The organism is Flavobacterium sp. KS-LB2 (assembly GCF_036895565.1).
Taxonomy (GTDB): Bacteria; Bacteroidota; Bacteroidia; order Flavobacteriales; family Flavobacteriaceae; genus Flavobacterium.
Map to the genome: position 1 here is coordinate 1047586 of NZ_CP145904.1, position 26319 is coordinate 1073904.

Annotated in this window: 26 protein-coding genes; 10 read left to right on the forward strand and 16 right to left on the reverse strand. The window is 32.6% G+C overall.

Annotation, left to right across the window (positions count from 1 at the left end):
- Positions 1 to 165: 165 nt before the first annotated feature.
- The 7 genes from V5J73_RS04480 to V5J73_RS04510 all read right to left on the reverse strand — a co-directional run bounded on the left by V5J73_RS04480 (position 166) and on the right by V5J73_RS04510 (position 6849).
- The gene (locus V5J73_RS04480; protein WP_338647897.1) at positions 166 to 2004 is read right to left on the reverse strand and encodes an ATP-dependent nuclease; all 1839 of its coding nucleotides are present in this window, start codon (positions 2002 to 2004) and stop codon (positions 166 to 168) included.
- 202 nt (positions 2005 to 2206) lie between these two features.
- Positions 2207 to 3010: a hypothetical protein gene (locus V5J73_RS04485; RefSeq protein ID WP_338647898.1), complete on the reverse strand. Its 804-nt coding sequence runs from the start codon at positions 3008 to 3010 to the stop codon at positions 2207 to 2209.
- Positions 3011 to 3489: 479 nt separating this feature from the next.
- Positions 3490 to 3741, reverse strand: a complete 252-nt coding sequence (locus tag V5J73_RS04490) for a hypothetical protein (RefSeq protein WP_338647899.1) — start codon at positions 3739 to 3741, stop codon at positions 3490 to 3492.
- Between the two features lie 475 nt (positions 3742 to 4216).
- Positions 4217 to 4492, reverse strand: a complete 276-nt coding sequence (locus V5J73_RS04495) for a hypothetical protein (protein WP_338647900.1) — start codon at positions 4490 to 4492, stop codon at positions 4217 to 4219.
- Between the two features lie 174 nt (positions 4493 to 4666).
- The gene (locus V5J73_RS04500) at positions 4667 to 5509 is read right to left on the reverse strand and encodes a macro domain-containing protein (RefSeq protein WP_338647901.1); all 843 of its coding nucleotides are present in this window, start codon (positions 5507 to 5509) and stop codon (positions 4667 to 4669) included.
- A gap of 6 nt (positions 5510 to 5515) precedes the next feature.
- A complete protein-coding gene (locus V5J73_RS04505; RefSeq protein WP_338647902.1) occupies positions 5516 to 6079 on the reverse strand; it encodes a TIR domain-containing protein in 564 nt (187 codons plus the stop codon).
- Between the two features lie 197 nt (positions 6080 to 6276).
- A complete protein-coding gene (locus tag V5J73_RS04510; protein WP_338647903.1) occupies positions 6277 to 6849 on the reverse strand; it encodes a DUF695 domain-containing protein in 573 nt (190 codons plus the stop codon).
- An 80-nt stretch (positions 6850 to 6929) separates the two neighbouring features.
- Here V5J73_RS04510 and V5J73_RS04515 point away from each other — a divergent pair, with 80 nt between their 5' ends.
- Entirely contained in the window at positions 6930 to 7199 is a 270-nt protein-coding gene (locus tag V5J73_RS04515) for a hypothetical protein (protein WP_338647904.1), read from the forward strand.
- Positions 7200 to 7339: 140 nt separating this feature from the next.
- Here V5J73_RS04515 and V5J73_RS04520 read toward each other — a convergent pair whose 3' ends face one another.
- Positions 7340 to 7825 carry a hypothetical protein gene (locus tag V5J73_RS04520; RefSeq protein ID WP_338647905.1) on the reverse strand — a complete coding sequence of 162 codons (486 nt, stop codon included), beginning with the start codon at positions 7823 to 7825 and terminating at the stop codon, positions 7340 to 7342.
- Positions 7826 to 8068: 243 nt separating this feature from the next.
- On the opposite strand from V5J73_RS04520, the gene V5J73_RS04525 reads away from it, so the two are divergent.
- Positions 8069 to 8425, forward strand: a complete 357-nt coding sequence (locus V5J73_RS04525) for a hypothetical protein (RefSeq protein WP_338647906.1) — start codon at positions 8069 to 8071, stop codon at positions 8423 to 8425.
- A gap of 276 nt (positions 8426 to 8701) precedes the next feature.
- Here V5J73_RS04525 and xerA read toward each other — a convergent pair whose 3' ends face one another.
- Positions 8702 to 9745 (reverse strand): site-specific tyrosine recombinase/integron integrase, encoded by a 1044-nt coding sequence (gene xerA / locus V5J73_RS04530; RefSeq protein ID WP_338647907.1) that lies wholly within the window; start codon positions 9743 to 9745, stop codon positions 8702 to 8704.
- A gap of 290 nt (positions 9746 to 10035) precedes the next feature.
- On the opposite strand from xerA, the gene V5J73_RS04535 reads away from it, so the two are divergent.
- Positions 10036 to 10476: a hypothetical protein gene (locus V5J73_RS04535; protein ID WP_338647908.1), complete on the forward strand. Its 441-nt coding sequence runs from the start codon at positions 10036 to 10038 to the stop codon at positions 10474 to 10476.
- Positions 10477 to 10613: 137 nt separating this feature from the next.
- Here V5J73_RS04535 and V5J73_RS04540 read toward each other — a convergent pair whose 3' ends face one another.
- Genes V5J73_RS04540 through V5J73_RS04565 form a run of 6 tightly spaced genes read right to left on the reverse strand, consistent with a single transcriptional unit; the run spans position 10614 to position 16474 of the window.
- Positions 10614 to 11867 (reverse strand): peptidylprolyl isomerase, encoded by a 1254-nt coding sequence (locus V5J73_RS04540; protein ID WP_338647909.1) that lies wholly within the window; start codon positions 11865 to 11867, stop codon positions 10614 to 10616.
- 35 nt (positions 11868 to 11902) lie between these two features.
- Entirely contained in the window at positions 11903 to 13030 is a 1128-nt protein-coding gene (locus tag V5J73_RS04545; protein WP_338647910.1) for a peptidylprolyl isomerase, read from the reverse strand.
- 15 nt (positions 13031 to 13045) lie between these two features.
- Positions 13046 to 13705, reverse strand: coding sequence for a gliding motility-associated peptidyl-prolyl isomerase GldI (gldI, locus tag V5J73_RS04550; protein WP_338647911.1), 660 nt, complete (start codon positions 13703 to 13705; stop codon positions 13046 to 13048).
- Positions 13706 to 13708: 3 nt separating this feature from the next.
- A complete protein-coding gene (locus V5J73_RS04555) occupies positions 13709 to 14713 on the reverse strand; it encodes a DHH family phosphoesterase (protein WP_338647913.1) in 1005 nt (334 codons plus the stop codon).
- A gap of 60 nt (positions 14714 to 14773) precedes the next feature.
- A complete protein-coding gene (locus tag V5J73_RS04560; protein WP_338647915.1) occupies positions 14774 to 16030 on the reverse strand; it encodes a voltage-gated chloride channel family protein in 1257 nt (418 codons plus the stop codon).
- A gap of 33 nt (positions 16031 to 16063) precedes the next feature.
- Positions 16064 to 16474, reverse strand: a complete 411-nt coding sequence (locus V5J73_RS04565) for a RidA family protein (RefSeq protein WP_338647916.1) — start codon at positions 16472 to 16474, stop codon at positions 16064 to 16066.
- A 374-nt stretch (positions 16475 to 16848) separates the two neighbouring features.
- Here V5J73_RS04565 and V5J73_RS04570 point away from each other — a divergent pair, with 374 nt between their 5' ends.
- Complete coding sequence (locus V5J73_RS04570; RefSeq protein WP_338647917.1) at positions 16849 to 17517, forward strand: hypothetical protein; 669 nt, start codon at positions 16849 to 16851, stop codon at positions 17515 to 17517.
- Between the two features lie 18 nt (positions 17518 to 17535).
- Here the strand turns inward: V5J73_RS04570 and V5J73_RS04575 are convergent, their stop codons facing one another.
- Complete coding sequence (locus V5J73_RS04575; RefSeq protein ID WP_338647918.1) at positions 17536 to 18063, reverse strand: hypothetical protein; 528 nt, start codon at positions 18061 to 18063, stop codon at positions 17536 to 17538.
- A 181-nt stretch (positions 18064 to 18244) separates the two neighbouring features.
- Between V5J73_RS04575 and guaA the strand changes: the two genes are divergently transcribed.
- The 6 genes from guaA (at position 18245) to yidC (ending at position 26313) form a co-directional block, all read left to right on the forward strand.
- On the forward strand, positions 18245 to 19774 hold the full coding sequence (guaA, locus tag V5J73_RS04580) for a glutamine-hydrolyzing GMP synthase (protein ID WP_338647919.1): 1530 nt from the start codon (positions 18245 to 18247) through the stop codon (positions 19772 to 19774).
- A gap of 129 nt (positions 19775 to 19903) precedes the next feature.
- Positions 19904 to 21859 (forward strand): amino acid ABC transporter substrate-binding protein, encoded by a 1956-nt coding sequence (locus V5J73_RS04585; RefSeq protein WP_338647920.1) that lies wholly within the window; start codon positions 19904 to 19906, stop codon positions 21857 to 21859.
- A complete protein-coding gene (locus V5J73_RS04590; protein WP_338647921.1) occupies positions 21859 to 22260 on the forward strand; it encodes an OsmC family protein in 402 nt (133 codons plus the stop codon). The genes V5J73_RS04585 and V5J73_RS04590 overlap by 1 nt, the downstream gene beginning before the upstream one ends.
- Positions 22261 to 22339: 79 nt before the next feature.
- Positions 22340 to 22573, forward strand: coding sequence for a DUF3820 family protein (locus V5J73_RS04595; protein WP_143386364.1), 234 nt, complete (start codon positions 22340 to 22342; stop codon positions 22571 to 22573).
- Positions 22574 to 22725: 152 nt separating this feature from the next.
- Entirely contained in the window at positions 22726 to 24339 is a 1614-nt protein-coding gene (locus V5J73_RS04600) for a CTP synthase (RefSeq protein WP_338647923.1), read from the forward strand.
- 66 nt (positions 24340 to 24405) lie between these two features.
- Complete coding sequence (gene yidC / locus V5J73_RS04605) at positions 24406 to 26313, forward strand: membrane protein insertase YidC (protein WP_338647924.1); 1908 nt, start codon at positions 24406 to 24408, stop codon at positions 26311 to 26313.
- Positions 26314 to 26319: the final 6 nt, after the last annotated feature.

Consider the following 26319-nt stretch of genomic DNA (forward strand, 5'->3'; position numbering starts at 1 on the left):
TCGCAAATTACCGCCAACGTTCTCGCGCTACAGCGGGTTTGGGACTAAATTAAGCCCTATTTTCGGATTTGCCAAATATTCCCAAATACAAAAATAACTTTCCATTAAGCCTATTGCCCAAATCCGTTGTAGCGTGTGTTAGCGGTAGTGGCTATATTTTCATCGTTAATTCAATTTAGCAATTATGGTATTGTATATATTTATAAATTCATCGTTTGTACCGTCATACCAAGTCAATCGTAATTCTTCAAATGTCAGATTATTATAGTGATGTTCGGCAACTTTACTTCCACCTAAATGACCTCTAATTCCGCTATCAGGGTAATTTTTACAAAGATTTTTTGCGTGGTCAAAATCTGTATATGTAATTGCACAACCAGGAACAAGTCTTTGTAATGCTGTTGGATGGATATAGTTTTCCAAAAGCCGTTTTTGAGAAATAGCAAAGTCAGTTCCATTGGTTAAGCCATAATCAATAAGATTTGTTTCATTTGGAGAAACATCTGCTACATTTTCTTTGTCGCTGTCAAGAAAAATGAAAAACGGTTTTTCCAGTTTTGTAAAAAGGTCAAGATTTATCCAGTGTTTTACACCACCACAACCGCCAATCGGAATAATGTTTATGTTCAATTCTTCAAACGTCTGCGGAATTAAACCATTTTGCTTATATAGATTGGCTTTGTGGTGCATTGCATTTGCATCGTCAATTCCCTCAACAAGAAACAAAAGTCTTGATGTTGAAAATAATGGTGTAAAAGTATTATCGGGTTTAATTCCCAAATCTTTTGCAAGCTCCTTATAATCAATATTTGTTTGATTTACTGTATAAACATTTTCAGGTTTAGAAATATGAATGATGTTGTCTTTTTTTGTATTACCTACAATAGTTGGCGAATGTGTAGAAGTTATTACTTGATAACCATTTTCTGTTAACAAATTCAATTTATCAAATAAACTATTTTGTGCTGATGGATGCAAGAATGTTTCAGGCTCTTCAAATCCGAAAATAATTTGTTGGGTTTCGTATGTTCTTTGAGTTTCGGCTAAATACTCAAAGTATGACATCATTGTAATTCTTCTAAATCCATCGCCTCTTGAACTTAGTGGAATGTTGTTGCCGTTTGCGGTACTTATAAATGATGTAGAAATCAATTTGCTCCAGTCAAATTCAACTTTTGGTTCAACCTTGTCGGTTGATTTTAAGACATCATTAATTTTGTCAGTTACTTTCTGTAGAACAGCACCCAGCTTAACTTTAATGGTTTCTTCTATTTCGTCAGTATCAACTTCATTTTGGATTAATTTAAATGCCATATCTTTAAAATACTTTTGAATAGCTGTATCTGTATCAGAAAGAGAAGTATCAGCTTTAAAATATTGGAATGAAGGCAAGGCTTTTTTGATTGCATCTCCAATTGCTTTTAGCTTAGTCGTTCCCGAACTTGGTATTTCTTCGTATTCGTATGTAAAAGCAATATTATTTTGTAGATTAAAATTCCTCAGCTTTTCTCTCTTTTCAACATTATTATAAGCATCTCCATTCCCTTTTGCTGTGGGAATGCCATTTACATTACATTGAGCAATTAGTTGTTGCTCTGTTTTGAATATAAAATCGTTTGTTCCATCATATTTTTTTCTAACAGTGTAAGTTTTTGGTTTTGCAACATTTGTTTCTGTTATATTCCAAATTTTTTTCCATACTAATAATCCATCTTCGTTTACTAATTCTTCGGCTTCAATAGTAGTTAGTATTTCTTCACCAAGTAAATATTGTATATTTTCACAATCAAAGAAAAGCTCAACGGAAATTATATTTTCTTCCGATTGAACGTTGTAATCAGATCTTGCAGGATTATTTTCATTTAGAGAAGCATCAATAGCTTTGAGAACAGTTGATTTTCCAGCATCATTCTGTCCGATAATACAATTAAATAAGTCAAAATTAACGGTAGTAGTACCATTAATTCCTCTGTAATTACTTATGATAACTTTTCTTAAAATCATTTTTTTTATTTTTATTATCTAATGGTGATTGATGAATTCTCCCACTCTGCGGTGCCATTACCGCTAACGTTCCCGCGCTACACGCAGGCTGGGATTAAAGATGCGTAATCTTTCGGTTAAAAACAAATGTATCAAATACAAACTATTTTCAAATTAAACCAATTGCCCAGCTTGCTTGTAGCGTGTGTTAGCAGTTGTCTTTTTATATTATTTCACTATTTATTGAGCTTTCAATTCCTTTCATTATCATTTCATATAATTCTTTCGATAATTCAGTATATAGTTTTTCTTTTTCTTCTTTTTCGAACCACATATCGTTCCAAGAACCCATCCCACCAAAAACTAGCGCTTTGCTTGCTGACATTAATAATTGCTTGTTATTGATTTCATAATTTTTCCAACAGACTAAATCTGTATGGTAAAAATCTATTTCTGGATTTTCACTATCTAGAGTGATTTTACTATTCTCAAATGTTTTACCCCAATTTTCTGTAGTTTCTTGGTATGCAAATTCTGTGATTTTTTCGAGGACATTTTTTAAATTATCCCTAATTTCTAAAGTATTATATTGACGATTTATTATTGCTCTTTTTGAAATCGATTTGCCATAAATTACATTCCAAGGTTTATCTTTAATTTCTTTATTATGGTTCCAATTACTAATCCAAAAATCAGAATGATTTTTATAAATACATTCAATGTACCAATTTCCACCACCACCAACAAAAGCTGAAGTTCTGTAATCATCGTCGTTTTCTGATTGATAATAAAGTGATAGTTTTTGACAACCATTTTTTTTTAAAAAGCCAAACCATTCAATTGGGTTATTTGCAACTATAATTTCTTTGTCTTTAGTAAATAAGTTTTTCTTCATTTCTCTAAAGTCAACAACATTGCAATGTTGAAAAGTTGAGTTTTTCGGATAAAACTCATTTGTGTCATCGTTTTTTAAATATTCATTTCCATAAGACACAGTTGCAATTGTTTGAGCTAATATTCCTGTCATTTCGTATTTTTTGTTAAGATAACTGCTAACGTTCTGGTACTACAGCGGGTTTGGGACTAAATTAAGATTTATTTTTCGGTTATCACTAAACATCCAAGTACAAAACCATTTTCCCATTAAGCCAATTGCCCAAATCCGTTGTAGTAGCTGTTAGCGGTAGTTGTGTTTAACCCATTCGTTTACATAATAACCGAACTGAGAAAAAATTAGCATTTCTATTATTTGCATTGTTAATATTGACAATTCAACTTGAAGAATGAAGGAATATTTTTTGATTAGTAACAAAATTAAATTTAATACAAGCTGTAACATTCCGAACATAACATTAAATATTACAATAGCCATATCTCCGCCGGAAACACCAATATATTTATAAAAAATGAAAACAAATGCCAATAAAGAAATTAGAGCATTAATGATGATAAACTTTTTTAGCATTTTAGTTTTTTTAAATTCTATTTTAGTTTTGATTTTAATGTTTAATCGGAACCTAAATATTTAGTTTTACCGTTTTTAATATCAACTTCAGCAAAACTATGTTTTCCAAAAACAATTAATAATTTATCTGTTTCTGGTTTGATAACTCTTATTTCTGATTTTCCAACACTCGGTTTACCGCAAACTGAAATTATATTTGTTTGCCATTTTAATTTTCCTTTTTCGTAAGCTGACAAAGTTTGAATATCTTTTTCAATGTAATAGACAGTATTATTACTTTTTATTCCGCGCATTTTTGGCTCGAAAGAAAGATTCAATTCTGTTTTTTTTGAAATTAGATTTTTATCGAAATTTTGAGCAAAGCTTGTCTGAGTAAAAATAATTAAAACTAAGAATTTAAAAATGTTCTTCATAAGCAAAATCGTGTTTACAATTACCGTTAACGTCCCGCTGCCTGTGGTCTGTTGTGGGATTTCGTAAGCAGAGTATTTTCGGCTTAACGAAAATATGATTGCGAAATGCTAATTCCACTAAACCCCACAATAGCCACAGACAGCTGTTATGCCTACGGTTTTTTATTTATTTCAATATTCGGTTACGCTTCTGCACCGTTTTTAAGTCGGAAACAATATAAAATTAAATTATTATGTCAGAAAAAATCAACTTAGTTATTCCTTCGGAATTTTATGCAAAAATTGATTCTTTGTTTAAACTTTTACAAGAGTCTATTGAATTAGAAAAAAAATTACTTGAACACGATTTAAAAATCTATTTAGTTCCGATAAATGGTAATCCTGTTCCATTAATAAATTCAGTAACAAGTTTGTAATTTATTTCTTTTACTTCTTCTATTTGTGTTTCAGATAAAGAATTTTTAGAGACAAAATCATTTCCTAAGTCCTTTAACTTAACATCTAAATCTACAAGTATTTCTTTGAACGATTCTAATTGCTCGGCTAATCCTTTTAATGAATTAGTATTGTCTGTAAAATTTCTTTTTACAGATTCAATTTCTTTTTCGGCTAGTATTTTATATTCTTTCATTTTTATGTTTGTTTAAGGTTCTGTTAAACTGAGGCATAACGTTCCGGCGCTTGGCGAGGTTGCGAACTTCGGAACTTATTATTTTCTGTTAAAGATAAAATTTCTTGCGAAACGTGAACGTGAATTTACTAAAAAATTCGCAATCTTGCCAAACGCCTGTTATAGGCAGTAGTTTTATATTCCTAATTCTATTGATTTAATATTGAACAAGTTAATTTGACTTATTTTATCTTTATGTATAACAATTGTTAATTTAGCAGGATGTTTAAATTTCATTTCACTTAATTTAAATGTCCATAACATTATCTTTAATAAATCTTCATCGCTTATGTTTTTGTGTTCTTTTATTCGTGTGATTCCAGAACCGAAAACAGGAACGGAAACAGTTTTTTGAGCGTAAACACGGTTGACTCTATCCCAAAAATTAATCAAAAATTCTATGTATTCGGACATTGTCAGAGTTGCTTTATTATGCTCATCAAATTTAGAAAATGCAGTTAGTATAAATTCGTCATAAACAAAAATTGTACTTAATTTAAATTGTACAGTTTTACCGCCCAATCTTCTATTAACTTGATTATTAATCACGTCTAATTCATCTGATTTTTCTACTATAAAATCATCAAGTTCCTTTATTTTTCCGCTAAAATATTTATTAATAAAAATACCATTAAGTGATTTATTAGATATTATTTTATCATCAACTATAGTGTCAAAATACTCGTTAAATGCTATAGTTTTAAGACCGTCTTCAGAAAATAAATCACCACATTTTATATTTACATTACTACCATCAATATCAATATTTATATTAGTAAGCTTATTAGCTCTATACCAAATAATTAAATATATAATTATTAAAATAAAAAAAGATAAATAACCAAAATATTTTAAACATTCTTTATTCTCTTCGGGTACAATATTAAAAAGTAGTATGAATGATAAAATACCAGATATTGCAGAAAAATATATCCAGAATTTGTTTCTAACACCTTTGTCAAAAAAGTTAACTTTCATAATTAGTTATTTATAAAAATAATCATTCGGATTTTTTCCAGAATCTATTCTAAAATCTGAATTATTTAAAGCCATTTTTATAGTGTCTTTATTAATAGGAACATGTAATACAGGTACTTTGGATTTAGAATCTCTGAATACTGGTAATTTATTCCATAAATTTTTTACGACATTATTTAAATTATTTTTATCAGAAGTAAGTAAATCATCCTTTGTTTTTAATTCAGGATATATGACAATAAGAGGTAGACCAAGACTATTTACTCCATACTCAATTTCTTCTCTTACTGCTCTTGAATTCAGAGTGTTGCTACTTAGAAATAAGACAATGTTTTTAGAGTTTCTAAGTCTCTCTCTAAGTCGGGGTTTAAGTGTCGTCTCCCAATCACTATTATCTCGGACGTTATAAGTAGTATCGTGTGCATTGTTAAATGGAAAAGAATTATCTAATCCTTTCCACGCTTTGAGCATATTGTAATAACAAAAATCTTTAGTTGCGTGAGCGCCAAGAGATGATTCATTAAATGGTTCACTTACATAAAATGCACAATAATTGTAAATTTTACTCATAATTTATTTTGGATAATTGGTTATTAAATTTATGCGTTGTTCTTCGGTACTATTGCCTATAACGTTCCCTTGCTACAAGAGGTTTGGGGTTAAATTAAGCCTTATTTTCGGATTTGCCTAAACATCCCTGATATAAGACTATTTTTAAATTAAGCCAATTGCCCAAATCTCTTGTAGCAAGTGTTGGCAGATGGCTTTTATTTTCCATTCATAAAACTTTCAGTTGTTTCCCATTTTTTGTCTTCAACTATTTCATAGGTAAAAGAACGGATTAAATTTTCTTTTTTAATTTCCGTTTGTAACCATTCATTTATTTTAGCCTTATCTCGAACATATAGATAAATGTTTAAATGATTACTATTAAACAAATGTCCAACATTGTGAACAGGTGATATTTTAGACATATTTTTTACTAATTCATCTTCAAATTGATTAGTTAGTTTGCTTTCATCTTCTAAAGGCAACCCGTTTGCACTACAATTCTTTGGATTCAATTCAATATCTATTTTCAAACTCCACGGATAATTAAACTTTTCATTATAATTCTTATATCCTCTATTAAAAGCTCCTATAGCAATACTGCCATCAGAATATTGAGCTTTAATTACTCCTAATTTTTCTACGGGATAAGAAACTTTAAATTCTTCTTTTTTTACATCCTTGCAATTCCAAAATATACTGAAAATTCCCATTGTTAATATTAAAATTTTGTTTTTCATTCGTTTCGTTAGGTTATTGAATTCTTCTTCTTTTTTTAAGCTTTCTGCCAACGGTCCGATGCTTGTATCGTCGTTGCGGATGAATTAAAAACCATGCTCAAAAACACAAACTAATTTTTAAATTAAACCTTATGATTGAAAGTACAAACCCAATGCCGCAATGCGTACAAGCAGCTGTTAGCAGTTGTTCACCTACGCATAGACAAATTTTCTTTGCATTATTCAATATCGAAAATAGAGATTTTTTTAGTTCAATAACTAAAACGCATATTTTTACAGCACCATTAATTATGGATTCTAAAATATTCATTAATTCAGAATTAGCAGAAAAATTTATAAAACAAAATAAATTAAAAGGTTTTTCGGTTTGTCGAATTACTCCACAATATTCTTTTGAATAACTGCTAACGTTCCCGCGCTACACACAGGCTGGGATTAAGAAAGCCTAAACTTTAGGTTAAAAACTAATTTTTCAAATACAAAACCATTTTCAAATTAAGCCAAATGCCCAGCTTGCTTGTAGCGTGTGTTAGCAGCTGGCTTATCCATTTATGGACTTTAGTAATTCGTTGGCTTTTATAAAGACTTTCACCTCTTCTCTTATATCGTCATAACTTTTTAAATTTGTTAGAGGAGTTATATTTTGATTTTGAAAATAAAATCTCTTTTTATTAAATAAGTTTTTTTTCCCACGCAATATAAACAGCTCAACGTATATGGGTTTTGTATTATAGTAATAATATATCCAAAATTCTTTTGAGTCAGTTTGGTTATAATTAATTCTCACAATTTCGTTCGAGTATTTTAAAATTCTAGTATTAATTTTACTTGATGTTGTAGGTTCACCATTAATTTTTGCGTGTCCAGGAATTTCATAAATACTTTGAATTTCTTCAGGAGTAAAACTAGAAATACTATCAACATATTTTACATGAGATTTAATAAAATTGATTTCAATTAGATTATCAATTTTTTTTTGACCAAATAAAAATATTGGTAATAGCATCAGGATAATTTTTAGTTTCATTTCAATATTATTTTTTCTTTTATCATTTAGCTTGCTGCTAACGTTCCCGCGCTACACGCAGGTTGGGGTTAAAGAGGCGTAATCTTTCGGTTAAAAACAAATGTATCAAACACAAACTATTTTCAAATTAAGCCAATTGCCCAGATTGCTTGTAGCGTGTGTTGTACCTTCGTTGTTTTTTGTCGGATATGTTTGTCAAATTTAGTTTATTTTTTTGTACGTTTGGTTTTAAATAACTAAACTATGAGAGAATATACCAAAGAAGAGTTTGAAAAATTACTAGAAGAAGCTATCCAAGATTTAAATACTTTTAAAACAGAGACTTTAGCTTCTTTAAAAGAAACTTTAAAAAATTTACCTGAAAAGTATAAAAAAGACACCTCCTATAGAGAATACCTTCACTCAAAAAACTTAGTTACTGATTTTATAAATAATAGGTATCCAAAAACTGACGAATATTTTAACGGTGTTTTTGTTCAATATACAGTTGATACTTATATATTTTTTAATCTTGTATCTGTAATTCCAACCATTCATAACGAATTTGAGGAATTTTATATGGCATATTTTGAGGAGACTTTCCACGATATTCAGCCATAAGTTTTTCTTGAATCAAAGCCATTTCAAAAAATTGAACTCTTTCAACTTCGGTAACAACTTCTAGCATTTCAGGATGAGTAGCTATTTGAAGCCATAGTGTTTTTGATAACTCTTCAAAGACTTGTTTTCCTTTTTCTGTCATTATGTCTTCTGTTTTTTACAACGCCTTTCCTACAATGAGGTACAACTTATTTATATACTCAGGTTTTGTGCGAAAAGATGAGTATATCTCTCTTTTTTGATTGTATATACTCAACTTGGGTTGCGTATTATTTTTTATAAATCATCAAATGGAGATTTGATATTTTGTATGTTTTTGGTACTTACATGGGTATATATTTCTGTAGTTTTACTACTGCTATGTCCCAAAAGTTCCTGAATGTATCTCAAATCGGTTCCGCTTTCCAATAAATGTGTGGCATAACTATGACGCAACCAATGCAAACTTACGGGCTTATTTATTTGAGCTAATCTAATGCTTTTTTTTAATACTTCTTCTAAACTTCTGTCAGAATATTTTGTGTTTTCTCGTTGTCCTTCAAACAGCCATTTCTTTGGACGATATTCCTTGTAATAGTCTCTAAGCATTTCAATTATTTTATCGCTTATAGGCACTATTCTGTCTTTTTTTCCTTTTGATTGTTTGATGACAAGAAGTTTTCTGTCTGCTTGAATATCCTTAAAAGTGAGTTGTAAAAGTTCGCTTCGCCTTAATCCGCAAGCATAAATCAAACTCAACATTGTTTTATGTTTTGTATTTGTTAAAACGGTTAGAATCAATTTTATTTCTTCTTTGCTCAGTATATTAGGTAATACTTTCCCACGTTTAGGGCGGTGTATGGTATCAATAATTATTTGCTTATCTTGTATTGTTTTGAAAAATAGTTTTAGGGCATTAACGATTTGGTTTTGATACGATGCTGATAAATTGTTTTTTAGAATAAATTCGTTATTGTAAATAATCACATCCTCATTTGTAATTTCCGCAATTTGCTTTTCACGGTAAAATATTAAAAATGATTTGAGCGCTTCGCTATAGGTTTTTATGGTGCTGGGACTATATCTTTTTGACGATAGCCATTGTATGAATTTTGTAATGTGTTCCATTCCCTCGAGTGAAGGGAGAGCATTTTTCAGGGGTTCTATCTTGAAACGTTCTCTATTTTCGATTGTATCCGGAATGTGCCAAACGATTTTTTTTTGGCTCCATCGAGCGCCTTCCACTTGTTTGATTCGTGCAATTAAATCAACATCTCTTTCAAAATAAACAGCGATTCTGTTTTCGTTATTGTGTGTTATCAGTTTTGCTGCCCAAGTCATATTGTGTTGATTTTGTGATTGAAAGATACTAATTTTTTTACAAATATTCTTTTGTTAAACCAAAAGTTCTTATAGTCCCGAGGCTTTTGCGTGAGGGATAAAAGCGGAAATCCTCCCGATTTTTCTTCGGGAGATTAAAGCGGATAGCCCGACCCGCTTTTTTTTAGCGGGTCACGCCCAAATTGTGAATTTTAGAATCAGTAGCAGTATTTGTTTGGTACTAATTTTTAAATAAAAAGGTAGTGGACTTTGCTAAAAACTTTACGAACTTTGCGGTCAAATAAATGAATATGAAAATAAATCCAAAAAACGGAATTGACAAGCTCATTTTCGGAATGAAACAAAATGATGTAACCGCTATTTACGGTAAACCAGACCGTAATTATAAGGACGAGGATGACAATGTGATTTTTGCTTACAATAAACTAAAAATGCGTTTGACTTTCTATGTAGAGGAAGAATTCAAATTGGGTTATATCGTAGCTTCGAGTCCTGAAATGGAGTTGTTTGGGAATAAAATTATCAATAGGAAAATAAGTGATGTCAAAAAAGATTTGGCTGCTAAGGGAATTACTAAATTTACTCAAGAAGAATTCGATACGTTCGAAAACTATTTTAATGAGGAAAACTGGATCATTTTTCAAACCGAATTTGATGAGGTGGTGAAATTTGAGATTGGTGCCATTATCAATCAAAAAGATGAATTTGACTGGAAATTTGGAAAGAAATAATTGCAATGAAACACTGATGATGCGGACTAAACGGATAAACTCCGATTTCTATTCCTTTAATCATAGAGAATGAATTATAAAAATAAACCCGACAGATTTTGAAGTCTGTCGGGTTTTTTATTTGTGATCTTTTTAATTTATTGTTTTGGAGCTACTTGTTTTTCCAGCATTTCCAATTCGAAAACAAGGGTTGTATTGGGAGGGATAACATTACCAGCACCTCGTTCTCCATACGCCAGATTTGACGGGATAAAAACCACTGCTTTGTCTCCAAAGGACATGTTTTCTAATGCTTCAATAAATCCTGGAATCATACCGTCTTTTTTTCCTGCTTCAAAAGGGAATGCTTGGTAGCCGTTTTGTGCGGCACGGTTTGCATCAAATTTTCCGTAGGCTTTGCTTACGTCTTCATAACTGCTGTCAAATAGCGTTCCGTCCTCAAAATAACCAGCATAATGAAAATAAAAAGTCGTTCCATCAGCGGGTTTTACATCTGTTCCTTTTTGTGTTATTTTGTATGCTAATCCTGATGGAGTAGTGATTGCTGTTGCTTTTGTAGCGGCCAAATAGGCTTTTTTTGCAGCTACTACCGGACCGTATTTTTCGATGTAGGCCTTTTTTGCTTCGGCTTCAATTGCTGCTTGTTTAGCTTTGTTCTCCGCATTGATTGCATCTTGTTTCTTTTGATCTTCAGATTTATTGTTGAAATAATCCGAGAACACTTTTGGGGCATCAAATTTTTTGGCTAAAGCACCTTTTCTAACAATTGTAACCTTAGTAATTACATCATTAGCAGCAATAGTGTTTACCACATTCATCCCTTCGGTAACGTGACCAAAAACAGTATGTTTGCCGTCTAACCAAGGCGTTTCTTTATGGGTAATAAAAAACTGGCTTCCATTCGTTGTTGGTCCAGAATTAGCCATAGAGAGTATTCCAGGTTTGTTATGTTTTAAGTCTGTAATTTCGTCTTTGAATGCATAACCCGGACCACCGGAGCCATTTCCAGAAGGATCTCCTCCTTGAATCATGAAGTCTTTAATGACACGGTGAAATTTTAAACCATCAAAGAATGGTACACCTTTTAGTTTTTCATTGGTAACAAAAGTATTTTTACCTTCAGCAAGTGCGATGAAGTTTGCTACGGTAACCGGAGTTTTTTTGTATTCTAGTTCTAGTACAATATCTCCTTTATTGGTAGAAATTGTGGCAAAAATCCCTTCAATTACTGTGGGTGCTTTCACGACTGATTTTACGGGTGTTTTTGCGGTACTTTTCACCGGACTTTTTACTGTTGTTACCGGTTTTTTTACTGGAACAGTTTTCTTTGTAGTTTGAGAATGTACGGTTAACATCCCCAGAAATACTAAAAACAGAATTTTAAATTTCATTTTTTTTGTCTTTAAGGTCTAACTTTTTTAAGCTACTATTGTTGCGGTATTGTTTCTAATAATTCAATTTCGAAAATGATATTTGCGTTTGGCGGAATAACTCCACCAGCACCAGCTGGTCCATATCCTAAACGAGATGGAATGAAGATTACTGCTTTGTCACCAAAAGATAATTGTTCTAATCCTTCAATGAAACCAGGAATCATGCCATCTTTTCTTCCCGCTTGAAATGGGATAGGTTGGTATCCGTTTTGAGCGGCTCTGTTTTCATCGTATTTTCCAAATGTTTTGGCAACACTTTCTACACTAGCATCAAATAATTCTCCGTCTTCTAGAAAGCCAGCGTAATGTATGAAAACATTAGCGCCATTGGCAGGTTTTTTACCACCGCCTTTTTTGGTGATTGCGTATTGCAATCCAGTAGGTGTTTTAGTCGCTTTGGCTTTTAAAGTCGCAAAATAAGCGATTTTATTTTCGCGTACTTCTTTGTATTTAGCGTCGTAAATTTTTTTGTTTTCAGCATCAATGGCTGCTTTTTTCTTTTGATTTTCAGATTCAACCGAAAAATAATCATTGAATGTTTTTACCGCATTAAACTTTTTGGCAGCTTCACCATTTCGGATAATTGTCACTTTATTGATGTAGTCGTTTTGTACAATGGTGTTCACAACATCCATTCCTTTTTCTACTACATGACCAAAAATAGTGTGTTTTCCTTCTAACCAAGGCGTTGCAACGTGTGTAATGAAAAATTGGCTGCTGTTGGTTGTCGGTCCGTTATTAGCCATAGCCAAAACACCACCTTTGTCAAATCTTAAATCAGAGAATTCGTCTTTAAATTTATAACCAGTATCTCCAGAACCCGTTCCTAAAGGATCTCCCGTTTGAATCATGAATTCTGGAATTACTCTATGAAATTTTAGTCCGTCAAAAAAGGGTTTGCCTTTAAGGTTTTCGTTGGTAACAAATTCATTTTTTCCTTCGGCTAATGCCACATAGTTAGCAACGGTGATTGGTGCTTTTTCAAAATCTAATTGTACAATTATGTCTCCTTTATTGGTTTCTATTTTTGCATATAAACCATCAGGAAGATTGTTGTGTTCTTCTTTACAAGAATAAAAAGAAGCAATAACTAGGAATGCGAATAGGATCTTTTTTTTCATTTCTTACTTTAATTTTTATTTAGTTATGGTGTCTTTAAGGACTAGGGCGGCAGGAATAATTTTCTTAATTGCTGGCGTTGTAGTAGGTGTTTTTAAGTTTAATTCACTTTCTTTTTTATAGACGGCTTCGGGCTTGAAATCGCGTAAAGTGACTGTGCAAATCAAAGGTTGATTCGTACCTATTTTTTTGTCGTCACCATGATATCCATATGCCATATTAGATGGGAATAGAAAACTCACTTTTTCGTTTTTGCGCATTAATTTGATACCGTCACGCAATCCCATCATGATATTTTGTTTATCTACATAATAGGTTTGTGGTCTTAATTCTAATTCAGAGTAGATAACCGTACCTTTTAAATCCTTTATTTCGTAATCAAAAAAAGCAATATCTCCTTTTCTAGGAGTTAGAGAATCAATTTGGTTTTTGGTCTCATACGTGTACCAATACCCTTTTTTTGAAGCGATGTATTTTACATTTGGATTGCTTTTGATTAAAGCTTCAATTTCAGTTTCTTCGCTAGCAACTAGTTTTTTATTGCGTGCGATTGATTTTTTCATAAAGCTTCCCGAAGCCTGAGAAATAGGCTTTCTAGCATCCTGATGCTGTTTGCAACTTGAAGCGATTATGGACAAAAAGAATCCTAATACGATTAGCGAACTAAATTTTGACATCTGTTATATTTTTAGCTTTGTTACTAAATCCTCAAATTTTCGTATGGTTTCTTCCATTGATACTTCTGATTTTCCACCAGCAGCATTGCGATGTCCGCCCCCATTGAAATGATCTCTTGCAAATTGATTGACATCAAAATCACCTTGGGAACGAAATGAAATCTTGATGATTTTTTCTGCTGTATTTTCGATAAATATAGCAGTAAAAACGATTCCTTTTATACTTAATCCGTAGTTTACAATTCCTTCCGTATCACCTTTTATATAGTCAAAACTGTTTAACTCATCTTGAGTAAGTGTCGTGTAGGCCGTTTGATGTTCCGTAAAGACTTTCATGTTTTGAAGTGCTCTTCCTAATAATTGTAATCTTCCGAAGGAACTATTGTCAAATAACAAGGTTGGAATTTCCGTGTTTTCGACACCTAAATCAATTAATTCAGCAACAATTCGATGGGTTGTACCTGTTGTTTTTGGAAAACGAAAAGAGCCTGAATCAGTAAGTATTCCGGTGTAAATACACGTTCCTATAGTTTTATCAATATCTTCTTTTTTTCCAAGAAATAAAATGAAGTTATAAATCATTTCGCAAGTAGAACCAAAGGAAGTATCAGAATAAGTAAAAGCGGCATAATCATCTGGTTTTTGATGATGATCAATCATTATAAATGGTGCTTTTAGCTTGACTAACACTTGTTCCATCTCGCCTGTGCGGTGAAAAGCATTAAAATCTAACGTGAATATAAGTTCCGCTTCCTCCAGAATTTTAGTGCAGTTTTCTTTGTCTTTTTCGTAAATTTTTACGGTTTCTGATCCCGGCATCCAAGCTAGAAAATCAGGGAATTCATTTGGGGAAACCACCACAGGATGGTGTTTGTTTTTCAACAAAAAATGATATAATCCTAAGGTAGAGCCCATGGCATCTCCATCAGGACCTCGGTGCGGAATTATGGCAATTTTTTTTGGAGTTGCTAATAACAACTGAATCGCTTGAATATCTTGTATTTTCATAGATTGCGAAATTACATTTTTTTAATGTAAAGTTGAAATCATTAACAGGAATTTCACGGATTACAAAAAACCATTATTTTCTCTTCCTAATTTTTGATACAAATGGTATTTAGGTCCTTTTACAATCTGCGTTTTATATATGCCCACAGAGCCAGAACTAAAGTAAGCAATTAAACAGGCGATGCCAATAAAAACCCCACTTTCAATCCCAAAAAGTTCCATTCCCATAACTGTACAAGCAATAGGAGTGTGCGTTGCTCCCGAAAAAACGGCGACAAATCCCATTCCTGCCAGAAGCGCTATTGGTAAAGGAATAATAAGCGATAATGCACTTCCAAGTGTTGCACCTACAAAAAATAGTGGCGTTACTTCACCACCTTTGAATCCTGCTCCTAGGGTAAATCCTGTGAATAGTATTTTTAGAATAAAATCATAGGAAGCATTTGCATTAGAAAAGGCATCAACAATTACTGGAACACCTAAACCTATGTATTTTGTAGTTCCGATAAAGTAAATCGCTATAGCAAGTAGTATTCCTCCAACGAAAGGACGAAGCGGAGGAAAAGATATGGTTTTTGAAAATAAATGACCCCAAAAATGGGTGCTTCGAGAAAATAACATCGCGGCTAAACCAAAAAGAACACTGACTGGTAGTATCCAAAATAAAGTAGTAAAACTCATTTCGGGGATGATGGGAATGTTATAATGGTTGTGTTTTACGTTCCAAAATTCAACAGTGAAATAAGCAATGTAGGCTGTCAAGAAGGATAATGGAATGCTTTTGGAATTGATTTTACTGAAAAATAATACTTCTAAAGCGAACAAAGCTCCCGCCAAAGGCGTTCCAAAAACAGAGGCAAAACCAGCGCTAATTCCTAGGATAATTATGGTTTTTCTATTGACAGTATCAAGTTTGAAGATTCTTGTAAATTGATCGGCAATGGCACCGCCCATTTGTACAGCAGTTCCTTCGCGACCAGCTGAACCTCCAAAAAGATGTGTAAGTAAGGTGCCAAAAAGCACTAATGGAGCCATTTTTAACGGAATTGTTTTTTGAGGATTTTCATATTCTTCCAATAACAAGTTATTGCCTTTAACTACTGATTGTCCCCAATAATGGTATCCTAATCCTATTGTTAAACCGCCTATTGGCAAAAGCCAAATAAGCCATTTATTGCTCTCTCTATACTGTGTAACCCAATCTAGTGCTACTAAAAAAAAAGCAGATGCCGATCCACAAAAAATGCCTATCAAAACACAAATGAGAATCCATTTGAGTGAAATAAGCAGTATTTTTTTAGTGTTTTCTAAATTCATTACCTTAATTGAAGAACTGTTTTTGCAAAAGTATTATAATCCTTCTTGAATTAATGGTTTTTCAGAAGCAATAGCAGTAAATTCGATTTCAACTAAATATTCAGGCGCTACAAGTTGATTGATTCCGTAGAAACCAGTGGTCGGTTTTATGTCTTTAAAAAATTTTGCATGAGCAGTGGCCACGGCTTCAAATGTAGAAACGTCAGTAGTAAATATACGGGTACGAATGACATCTTTCATGCTTACATTTAGGTCTTCCAAAACCTTTTCTACACGTTCTAAAATGTTTAGTGTTTGGGCGTGCGCATCGTCAGCTTTAACTTTTTCACCATCAATAATAGCGACAGTTCCTGACACTTCGATGATGTTTCCAATGCGTACTGCACGGCAATATCCCATTTTGTCTTCCCATGGGGAACCTGTTAATATGTTTTCTCTTTTCATTTTAATTGTGTTTAGGTATTACTTGCATTGTTTAAATGCAATTTTTGGTGTGGCATAATATTTGCAATTTATAAAAAATACTGAAATGAAAAACAGTAATTTTTAATTAAAAACGTCCATTTTTTTGGAGAATTGTTAGAATAATATAGGTTCTTAAACGCAATAAATTTAAAAATTGAATGTTATAAATGAAAGTTAAATTATATAATACGTTGTCATTATATAGGATTAGTTTTTTATTTTTAAAATTTTACAAGCACTGATAAACCAATTAGAAAAAGTTATGAAATGAGCAAAATTGAAGTTGGGTTGCAAACACCAATGATGATATGCGAATTACATATGACTAATATAAAAACAGAAAATACTAACATATGAAAAGGATTTTATTTTTAATGATTGCCATAAGTATGTCTTTAAGTGGATATGCTCAGAATGAATTTAGTTCAAAATTTACGCCCATTCCCCTCAAAAATAACGCCCCTAAAATTAAAAAAGTAACTCCTCCAAAAGCAGAGGTTCCTCCAATTAAGACTCCCAATGTATTTAAAAATCCAGAACTTTTAAATCCAAACCCGAGTCCTTCCCTTTCAATTACTCCTGCCAGTAATTTTTCGATGACTCCGAAGAATGAATTTATTAATCCGGGAGATGTTTACAGAGATAAATTAAACAAAAAAGAAGACAATTCAGAGGGAATTGTATACCGAAAAAATCAAAATTTAGGGAATTTTACAACAAGTTCGCTTACCGCCAAAGTAAGATACAGAGACGCGGCTTATGTTGATGGAGATAAGATACGCGTGTACTTGAATGATAAAGTAATAGAATACCAAGTAAATTTGGATGGTAATTTCCAGGGTTTTGAAATTGTTCTAGAAAAAGGTTTCAACAAGATAGACTTCGAAGCTTTGAACCAAGGAAGTTCAGGTCCAAATACTGCTGAGTTTCAAATTTATGATGATAATGGCGGTTTGATTTCGGCCAGTCAATGGAATCTTGGAACGGGTTTTAAAGCAACTATTATTGTTACAAAAGAATAATTTAGCACCGCAAATTTCTTAAAATGGATCTGCTGTAACCCTGAATTTCATATCAGATTTAACGGTTATATCTTGCGTCAAGCTTTCTTTAAGAACCGCTTTGGTTCTTATTTTATAGGAAGACGCTTTTACGTATTTGTCTAGTTTCTGAGAAGTACACGTTAGATTTAGAACGTTTGAAGTCGAATTGATGTCATCTAAATAAGCCAGCTCTATTTCATCATTTCCATCTGTTGAAATGTATAAATGAATCGATTTTAAAAAACTAAAAGTCTTAGTGCTTGGATTCGTTATGGTTAACTTCAGCGAGCTTAATTTTACATCTTTTACTAAGTCAGCTTTAGTGTTATTGTTTTCAAAAGTAGCACTAGAGTTTGTAGTAACATCGGGAGTAACTATGTCAAAAGCGGTACCTAGTGGAAATCCGCTTTCAATGGTAAAAGTGGTTTGATTGTCTATTGAAAAAGTCAATAAATCATCAATCACATTACAGGAAGTAATTAAAAGCAGTATTGTTACTATTGATAAATAAATTCTTGTTCTCATTGTAATGGTGTTTTTTTAGATTATTTTAGAATGTATTTTGTCACTTACGAAAATTGTAGTGTATAGGTTTTTTTAAGGCAATTTGATTTGATTTTGGTCCAATAATGGAAGTGGGGCAAATAAAAAGAATATTTTTCAAAAATCAATTTTTCAATTCAAAATATAAAAAGTATTTTTGCGCATGCAACACAACGTACTTATTTTAGATTTCGGATCGCAATATACACAGCTTATTGCGCGTAGAGTTCGCGAATTAAATATATTCTGCGAAATATTCCCTTACAATCATTTCCCGAGTGATTTATCATCTTATAAAGCAGTAATTCTTGGAGGAAGCCCTTTTTCTGTTCGTTCAGAAGATGCGCCACATCCTGATTTATCTCAAATTAGAGGAAAACTACCTTTGCTAGCCGTATGTTACGGAGCACAATATTTATCTCACTTTAGTGGAGGTGAAGTAGCAGCTTCGAACACCAGAGAATATGGTAGAGCTAATTTGTCATTTATAAAAGAGAATGAGGTTTTCTTTGAAGGTGTTTCAGAGAATAGCCAAGTTTGGATGAGTCATAGTGATAGTATCAAGGCACTGCCAACTGATGGAGTGAAAATTGCAAGTACACACGACGTGGAATATGCAGCGTATAGAATTGAAGGCGAAACTACTTACGCGATTCAATACCACCCAGAAGTTTTCCATTCTACAGATGGATCAAAAATGCTAGAAAACTTTTTAGTAAAAATTGCTGAAGTTCCTCAAAATTTTACTCCAAATGCTTTCGTTGAAGAAATGGTAGCAGAATTAAAAGAAAAACTGCAAGACGATAAAGTGGTTCTTGGTCTTTCTGGAGGAGTAGATTCTACAGTAGCTGCAGTTTTATTGCACCAAGCTATTGGGAAAAACTTATATTGTATTTTTGTAAATAATGGTTTACTTCGTAAAAACGAATTCCAAAACGTATTGAATCAATACAAAGGAATGGGTTTAAATGTAAAAGGAGTAGATGCTGGAGATCGTTTTTTATCTGAATTAGCAGGTGTAAGCGATCCAGAAACCAAACGTAAAATTATTGGACGTGTATTTATCGAAGTTTTCGATGATGAATCACACCTTATAGAAGATGTAAAATGGTTGGCTCAAGGAACAATTTATCCAGATGTTATTGAATCAGTTTCGGTAAAAGGACCTTCGGCAACGATTAAATCACACCATAATGTAGGGGGTTTACCTGATTACATGAAGTTGAAAATCGTAGAACCTTTGCGTATGCTTTTTAAAGATGAAGTACGTCGAGTAGGAGCTTCATTAGGTATTGATCCAGAATTATTGGGAAGACATCCTTTTCCAGGGCCAGGATTGTCAATTCGAATTTTAGGAGATATCACGCCAGAGAAAGTGCAAATTTTACAAGATGTAGATGCTGTTTTTATTGACGGATTGAAATCTTGGGGATTGTATGATAAAGTATGGCAAGCGGGAGCGATTTTACTTCCTGTGAATAGTGTGGGTGTAATGGGTGACGAGCGTACCTATGAGAAAGTGATTGCCCTTCGTGCAGTTGAATCTACTGATGGTATGACAGCGGACTGGGTACACTTGCCGTATGAGTTCTTGATGAAAATATCTAATGATATCATCAATAAAGTAAAAGGGGTAAATAGAGTGGTGTATGACATTAGTTCTAAACCACCTGCAACTATTGAGTGGGAATAATAATTAGATTTTAATATAATCTTTTGAACATCAATTTTTTAATGTTCGCTATAAAACGGTATCAGATTTTTGGAATAAAATTTGATACCGTTCGTTATTAATAATTATATAATTTTATAAATAAGAAGGATGAAATATTTTTTTGCGATATGTATGACGGCTTTGTTTTTTAGTTACAACGTTTTTTCACAAGAAAAATCGACTACACATAAAGTAGAGAAAGGAGAGACAATCAGGCAGATTGCAATAAAATACAACGTTACTCCGTATGATATTTACCAATTAAATCCAGACGCGCTAAGTGGTTTAAAACCCAATAGTGTTTTGTTGATTCCAAAGAGCAACGGCAAACAAAAAGTAGCAGTTCATGCTAAGGCAAATGCGAAAGCGATTACCCATGAAGTAGCACCAAAGGAAACTTTGTATGGTATCGAAAAAAAATATGGTGTTTCTGACGAAGCATTAAAACAAGCCAATCCTTTTTTAGAAAAAGATGGATTGCAAATAGGGCAAATCCTTACGATTCCTTCTGGAATTGGCAAGAAGAATAGTATTCCAGAACAAATAAAAGCAGTCTATCATGATGTTCTTCCTAAAGAAACCAAATATTCTATTGCTAAGAAATACGGTATTACTATTGAAGAATTAGAGAAGAAAAACCCTGAAATAGTTTCAAATTTACCTATTGGTTATAAATTAATTATCAAAGGAAATCCTGAAAATTCGCTACCTAAAGTGGATAAAACGACCACTGCCGTTGAAGTTAAAAAAGAAATTGTAAAATCCACTACTCCAAAAGTTTTTCCAAAAATTAATTATATAGATTATGTGGTAAAACCAAAAGAAACACTGTATAGTTTATCAAAAATCTCAGGTTTAGCGCAAGAGGAATTAATTAAATTGAATCCGGCTTTATCCAATGGTGTTGAAATAGGAATGATTTTAAAAGTGCCTGAATCAGCTTCTATTCCACAGCAAGCAGAGTCTAAAAAAGAGTATGCTGTAATCTCAAAGGAAAGCTCTAGTAGAAAGAAACTAGTGTTGCTTTTGCCTTTCAATGTTTCAAAAATTGAGAGTGATACAGTCAATTCGACTGCAATGCGCTTGAAGAAAGATAAATTCTTAAACATGACTTTAGATTTTTATGCAGGAGCTTTAGTGGCGATTGATTCGGCTAAACAACTAGGATTGTCAATAGATGTTAGTGTTTTTGATTCTCAAGAAACTAAAAACACCTCGGCAGTTGCTGCGCTAATTAAAGAAAATAATCTAGAAAATGCAGATGCGATCATTGGGCCTTTCTATCAAAATAATGTGGAGAAAGCAGCTGAATTATTAAGTGCAAATCAAGTACCTGTAATTTCACCTTTGTCAAAAGATACGGGCGATTCGTTTAGCAATATGTTTCAAACAATACCTACTGCTGTTGTTACAAAAAATGCTATGTTCGATTTCATGAGAGCTAAAAATGGGAATATTATAGCGGTAGTTGATAGGAAAAAAGAATCTGTTATACAGTTTATAAAAGAGAATCATACAGATGTGAAATTTTCAACGCTTACTGCAAATGGAGGTGTGTCTGCTGAAAATTTGAAAAGTTTATTTGTGAAAGATAGAACAAACTATGTGGTTATGGAAACAGGAAACACAGGAATGATTAAAACTACAATAGCAACTATGTTAGGTGCTATGGCCACTTATAAAGTGCAATTGGTTATTTTAGAACCAAACGAAACATTAGATACAGATGAGATTAATTTTGTGAATCTAACAAAATTGAAATTAATGTATCCATCTGTTTCTCGCGAAAACGAATCTCCTGAAGCTTTAGTCTTCGAAAAAGAGTTTAAAAAGAAAAATAAAATTTATCCTAACGCATTTGCTACAAGAGGTTTTGATATTACTTTTGATACGATGATGCGTTTGTCACAAGATAAAAAATATCAAGAAACGATTGAGAGTACTGCTACGGAACAGGTAGATAATAAGTTCGAATTTTACAAAAAGGAAGATGGTGGCTACATTAATAAAGGAGTGTACATCTTATATTATGACACTGATTTAACTATAAAACAAGCAAACTAATGACATCAAAAGTAACGTATTTAGGAGATTTAAGAACCTCTTCAATTCATTTGCAATCAGGAAATGAAATTATTTCGGATGCTCCTATAGATAACAATGGAAAAGGTGAAGCTTTCTCTCCAACGGATACTGTAGCGAATGCTTTGGCAAGTTGTATGATGACGGTTATGGGAATCAAAGCACGTGATTTGGAAGTTGATTTAAAAGGTTCGACAGCTGAAGTTACTAAAATTATGAATGCAGATCCAAGACGCATTGGGGCAATCGAAATTACTTTTGAAATACATGGAGTTGCCGATGAAAAGAATAAGACTATTCTAGAAAGAGTCGCTATGACGTGTCCTGTTTTTCTAAGTTTAAATGCTGAAATCGAAAAACGTATTATTTTTAACTGGAAATAAAGATTTGCGAAGCAAGAGACAAGACACAAGAACTATGTAAAGGTCGTGTGTTTTGTCTCTTGCTTCTTTTTTTATAAAAATGGAACAAAACCAAAAACAACTCATCAAACTGGCTCATACTAAAATGCCGTTTGGTAAATATGAAGGAAAGTATCTTATTGACTTGCCGGAATATTATGTGGTGTGGTATAGCAATAAAGGATTTCCGAAAGGAGAGTTAGGGCAACAGCTTCAGCTGATTTATGAGCTAAAATTGAATGGATTAGAGGAATTGATACGAAATATTAAAAAAAGATACCCGAAACCACTTTAATTTGTGAATTTGACAATCTTTTGAATTTTAAAATGGAACGTTTAGTAATTCGTAATTTTCCAAATTATCTCATTTTCAAATTAGCTTTTTCTCAATTTATAATTGTATTTTTGCCAAGTTTTTTACACAACTACAACACAAATAACAACAGAATGAATCAAACGAAATATATTTTTGTCACTGGCGGTGTGACTTCTTCTCTGGGGAAAGGAATCATAGCAGCATCATTGGCAAAATTGTTACAAGCTAGAGGGTATCGTACAACTATCCAAAAGTTTGACCCTTATATTAATGTAGATCCAGGAACATTAAATCCTTATGAACATGGGGAATGTTATGTTACTGATGATGGAGCTGAAACAGATTTAGATTTAGGACATTACGAGCGTTTCTTGAATGTTCCTACCTCTCAAGCAAATAATGTTACTACGGGAAGAATTTATCTTTCGGTTATTGAAAAAGAAAGAAGAGGAGAATTTCTTGGTAAAACGGTACAAGTAGTACCTCATATTACCAATGAAATTAAAGATAGAATGCAATTGCTTGGTAAATCAGGTGATTATGATATTGTAATTACGGAGATTGGTGGAACAGTAGGAGATATTGAATCTTTGCCTTACATAGAATCCGTTCGTCAATTGGTTTGGGAATTAGGGGAACACAACGGAATTGTGATTCATCTTACTTTGGTGCCTTATTTGGCTGCTGCAGGAGAATTGAAAACAAAACCAACGCAACATTCTGTTAAAACGTTGATGGAAAGCGGTATTAAAGCGGACATTTTAGTTTGTAGAACAGAGCATGAAATTTCTGAAGAACTAAGAAATAAATTAGCATTATTCTGTAATGTAAAAAGAGAAGCTGTTATTCAATCTATTGATGCTTCGACGATTTATGAAGTGCCAAATTTAATGTTGGAAGAAGGATTGGATGTAGTTGCATTGAAGAAATTAGATTTACCTAAAAAAGCGGCTCCGGATTTGAAAAACTGGAATACTTTTTTACGCAGATTGAAACATCCAAAGCATACTGTAAACATCGGTTTGATTGGTAAATATGTAGAAATGCAAGATTGTTACAAATCTATTTTGGAAGCATTTATTCATTCAGGTGCAGCAAATGAAACCAAAGTTAATGTGATTTCTATTCATTCAGAACATATTGACGCAACAAACATAAACGAGAAATTAGCCGGTTTAGACGGAATTCTTGTTGCTCCTGGTTTTGGAGAAAGAGGAATTGAAGGAAAAATCGAAGCAGTTCGTTATGCTCGTGAAAATAAAGTGCCATTTTTCGGAATTTGTTTGGGTATGCAAATGGCAGTTATCGAATATTCAAGAAATATTGTTGGGTATGCTGATGCTAATTCTACTGAAATGAATGAGCAGACTTCTCATCCGGTTGTAAACCTTATGGAAGAGCAAAAAAATATTACTGATAAGGGCGGAACAATGCGTCTTGGAGCATGGAAATGCGATATAAAACAAGATTCATTAGCCTATAAAATTTACGGTAAAGAGACTATTTCGGAACGTCACCGCCACCGTTATGAATACAATAGCAATTATGTAGCGCAATTGCAAAATGCAGGATTGATCGCATCAGGAGTAAATCCAGATACAGGATTGGTTGAGATTATAGAAATAGAAGACCATCCGTTTTTTATTGGAGTGCAATACCATCCAGAATATAAAAGTACGGTAGCGAATCCGCATCCTATTTTTGTAAATTTTGTAGCAGCAGCGGTTCAAGCTAAGAAAAAATAGTTTTTTGTTTTTTGAAACAATTCAACAAACGAGATACTAATAGATTAAACTTTTTTAAATATTATAATGGAACAAAAAAAATTTGACCTCAATTCGATTATCGGTTTTGCATTAATTTTTGGTATTTTGGTTTGGATTATGTACCAAAATCAACCAGATCCTAAAGTAGTTGCTGCTGAAAAAGCTCAAAAAGAGCTAGCTATTAAGCAGGCTAAAGCCAAAGAATTAGAGGAGAAAATAGTTGCAAAAGCTACTATTGCAGTTGCAACAACTGGAGATTCAACACAATTGGCACAATTGCAAAAAACCTTAGGGAATTTTGCGTATTCTGCGACACTTCCTTCTGCGAAAGCGGGTGTTACCACTATCGAAAATGAATTGGTAAAGTTGACAATTGCCAATAAAGGTGGGTACATTGTTGAAGCTACGTTAAAAAAATTCGAAAAATTCAAGAAAGGTTCTGGACAATTGGTTGAATTGATAAAAGACAACAATGCCAATTTAAATGTACAATTGCTAACCAGTGATAACCGTACTTTAAATTCTAAAGACTTGTTTTTTGAACCTACTGTAACAAAAATAGGAGCAGACCAAGTCTTGTCTATGAAATTGAAAGCGGGAGCTAACGAGTTTTTGGAATATAAATACATATTGAAGCCAAACGATTATATGATTGGTTTTGATATTCGTTCTCAAGGATTGAACAAAGTTTTAAATACTTCTAAACCGTTAGATTTAGAATGGGATTTGAAAACGTTTAGAAATGAGAAAAGTGTATCTTACGAAAACCGTTATACTGAAATATATTTTGAGCATAAAGAAGGAAAAGTTGATTATGCAGGTTTAGGCCAATCAGAAGAATCGGATCTTGAAAAAGCAACTTTTGTAGCTTTTAAACAGCATTTTTTCTCTACAATACTTTTGACAAAAACTCCTTTCGAAACGGCTAAAGTGAAGTCGGATAATCTGGTTAAAGATGATAAAATCGATACCACTTTTACGAAACAATTTAAAGCAAACATACCATTAGCTTTTGAAAATGGAGAGTTAGATCATAAAATGAGTTGGTATTTTGGTCCAACAGATTACAAGACTTTAAGTCATTATGATAAAAATTTAGAAAAAATTATCTCATTGGGTTGGGGAATTTTTGGATGGATTAATAAATTTATTTTTATTCCATTATTTGGATTTTTAAGTACTTACATTGCTTACGGGATTGCTATTATTGTTTTTACAATACTAATAAAATTAGCAATGTCGCCTATTACGTTCAAATCATTCTTGTCACAAGCCAAGATGAAAGTATTGCGACCTGAAATTACAGAATTGGGAGAAAAATTTAAAAAAGACCCAATGAAGAAACAGCAAGAAACGATGAAATTGTACAACAAAGCGGGTGTGAATCCTATGGCGGGATGTATTCCAGCCTTGATTCAGCTTCCTTTTATGTACGCTTCCTTTCAGTTTTTCCCATCGGCTTTTGAGTTAAGACAAAAAAGTTTCCTTTGGGCGGATGATTTATCTTCTTTTGATGAAATAATACGTTTGCCTTTCTATATTCCTTTTTACGGGAATCACATCAGTTTGTTTCCAGTACTTGCCTCAATTGCTATTTTCTTCTATATGAAAATGACATCTGGTGATCAGCAAATGGCCGCTCCGCAACAAGAAGGAATGCCGGATATGGCGAAGATGATGAAAATAATGATTTATGTTTCGCCAATCATGATGTTGTTCTTCTTTAATAGTTATGGTGCAGGATTGAGTTTGTATAACTTTATCTCGAATCTAATAACCATTGGAATTATGATTGTCATCAAAAGATACTTTATCGACAGTGATAAGATTCATGCTCAAATTCAAGAAAATAAATTGAAAGAGCCAAAGAAACAAGGTAAATTCCAGAAAAAACTACAAGAAGTAATGGAACAAGCCGAAGCACAAAAAGCATTAGACAAAAAGAAAAAATAATGGATA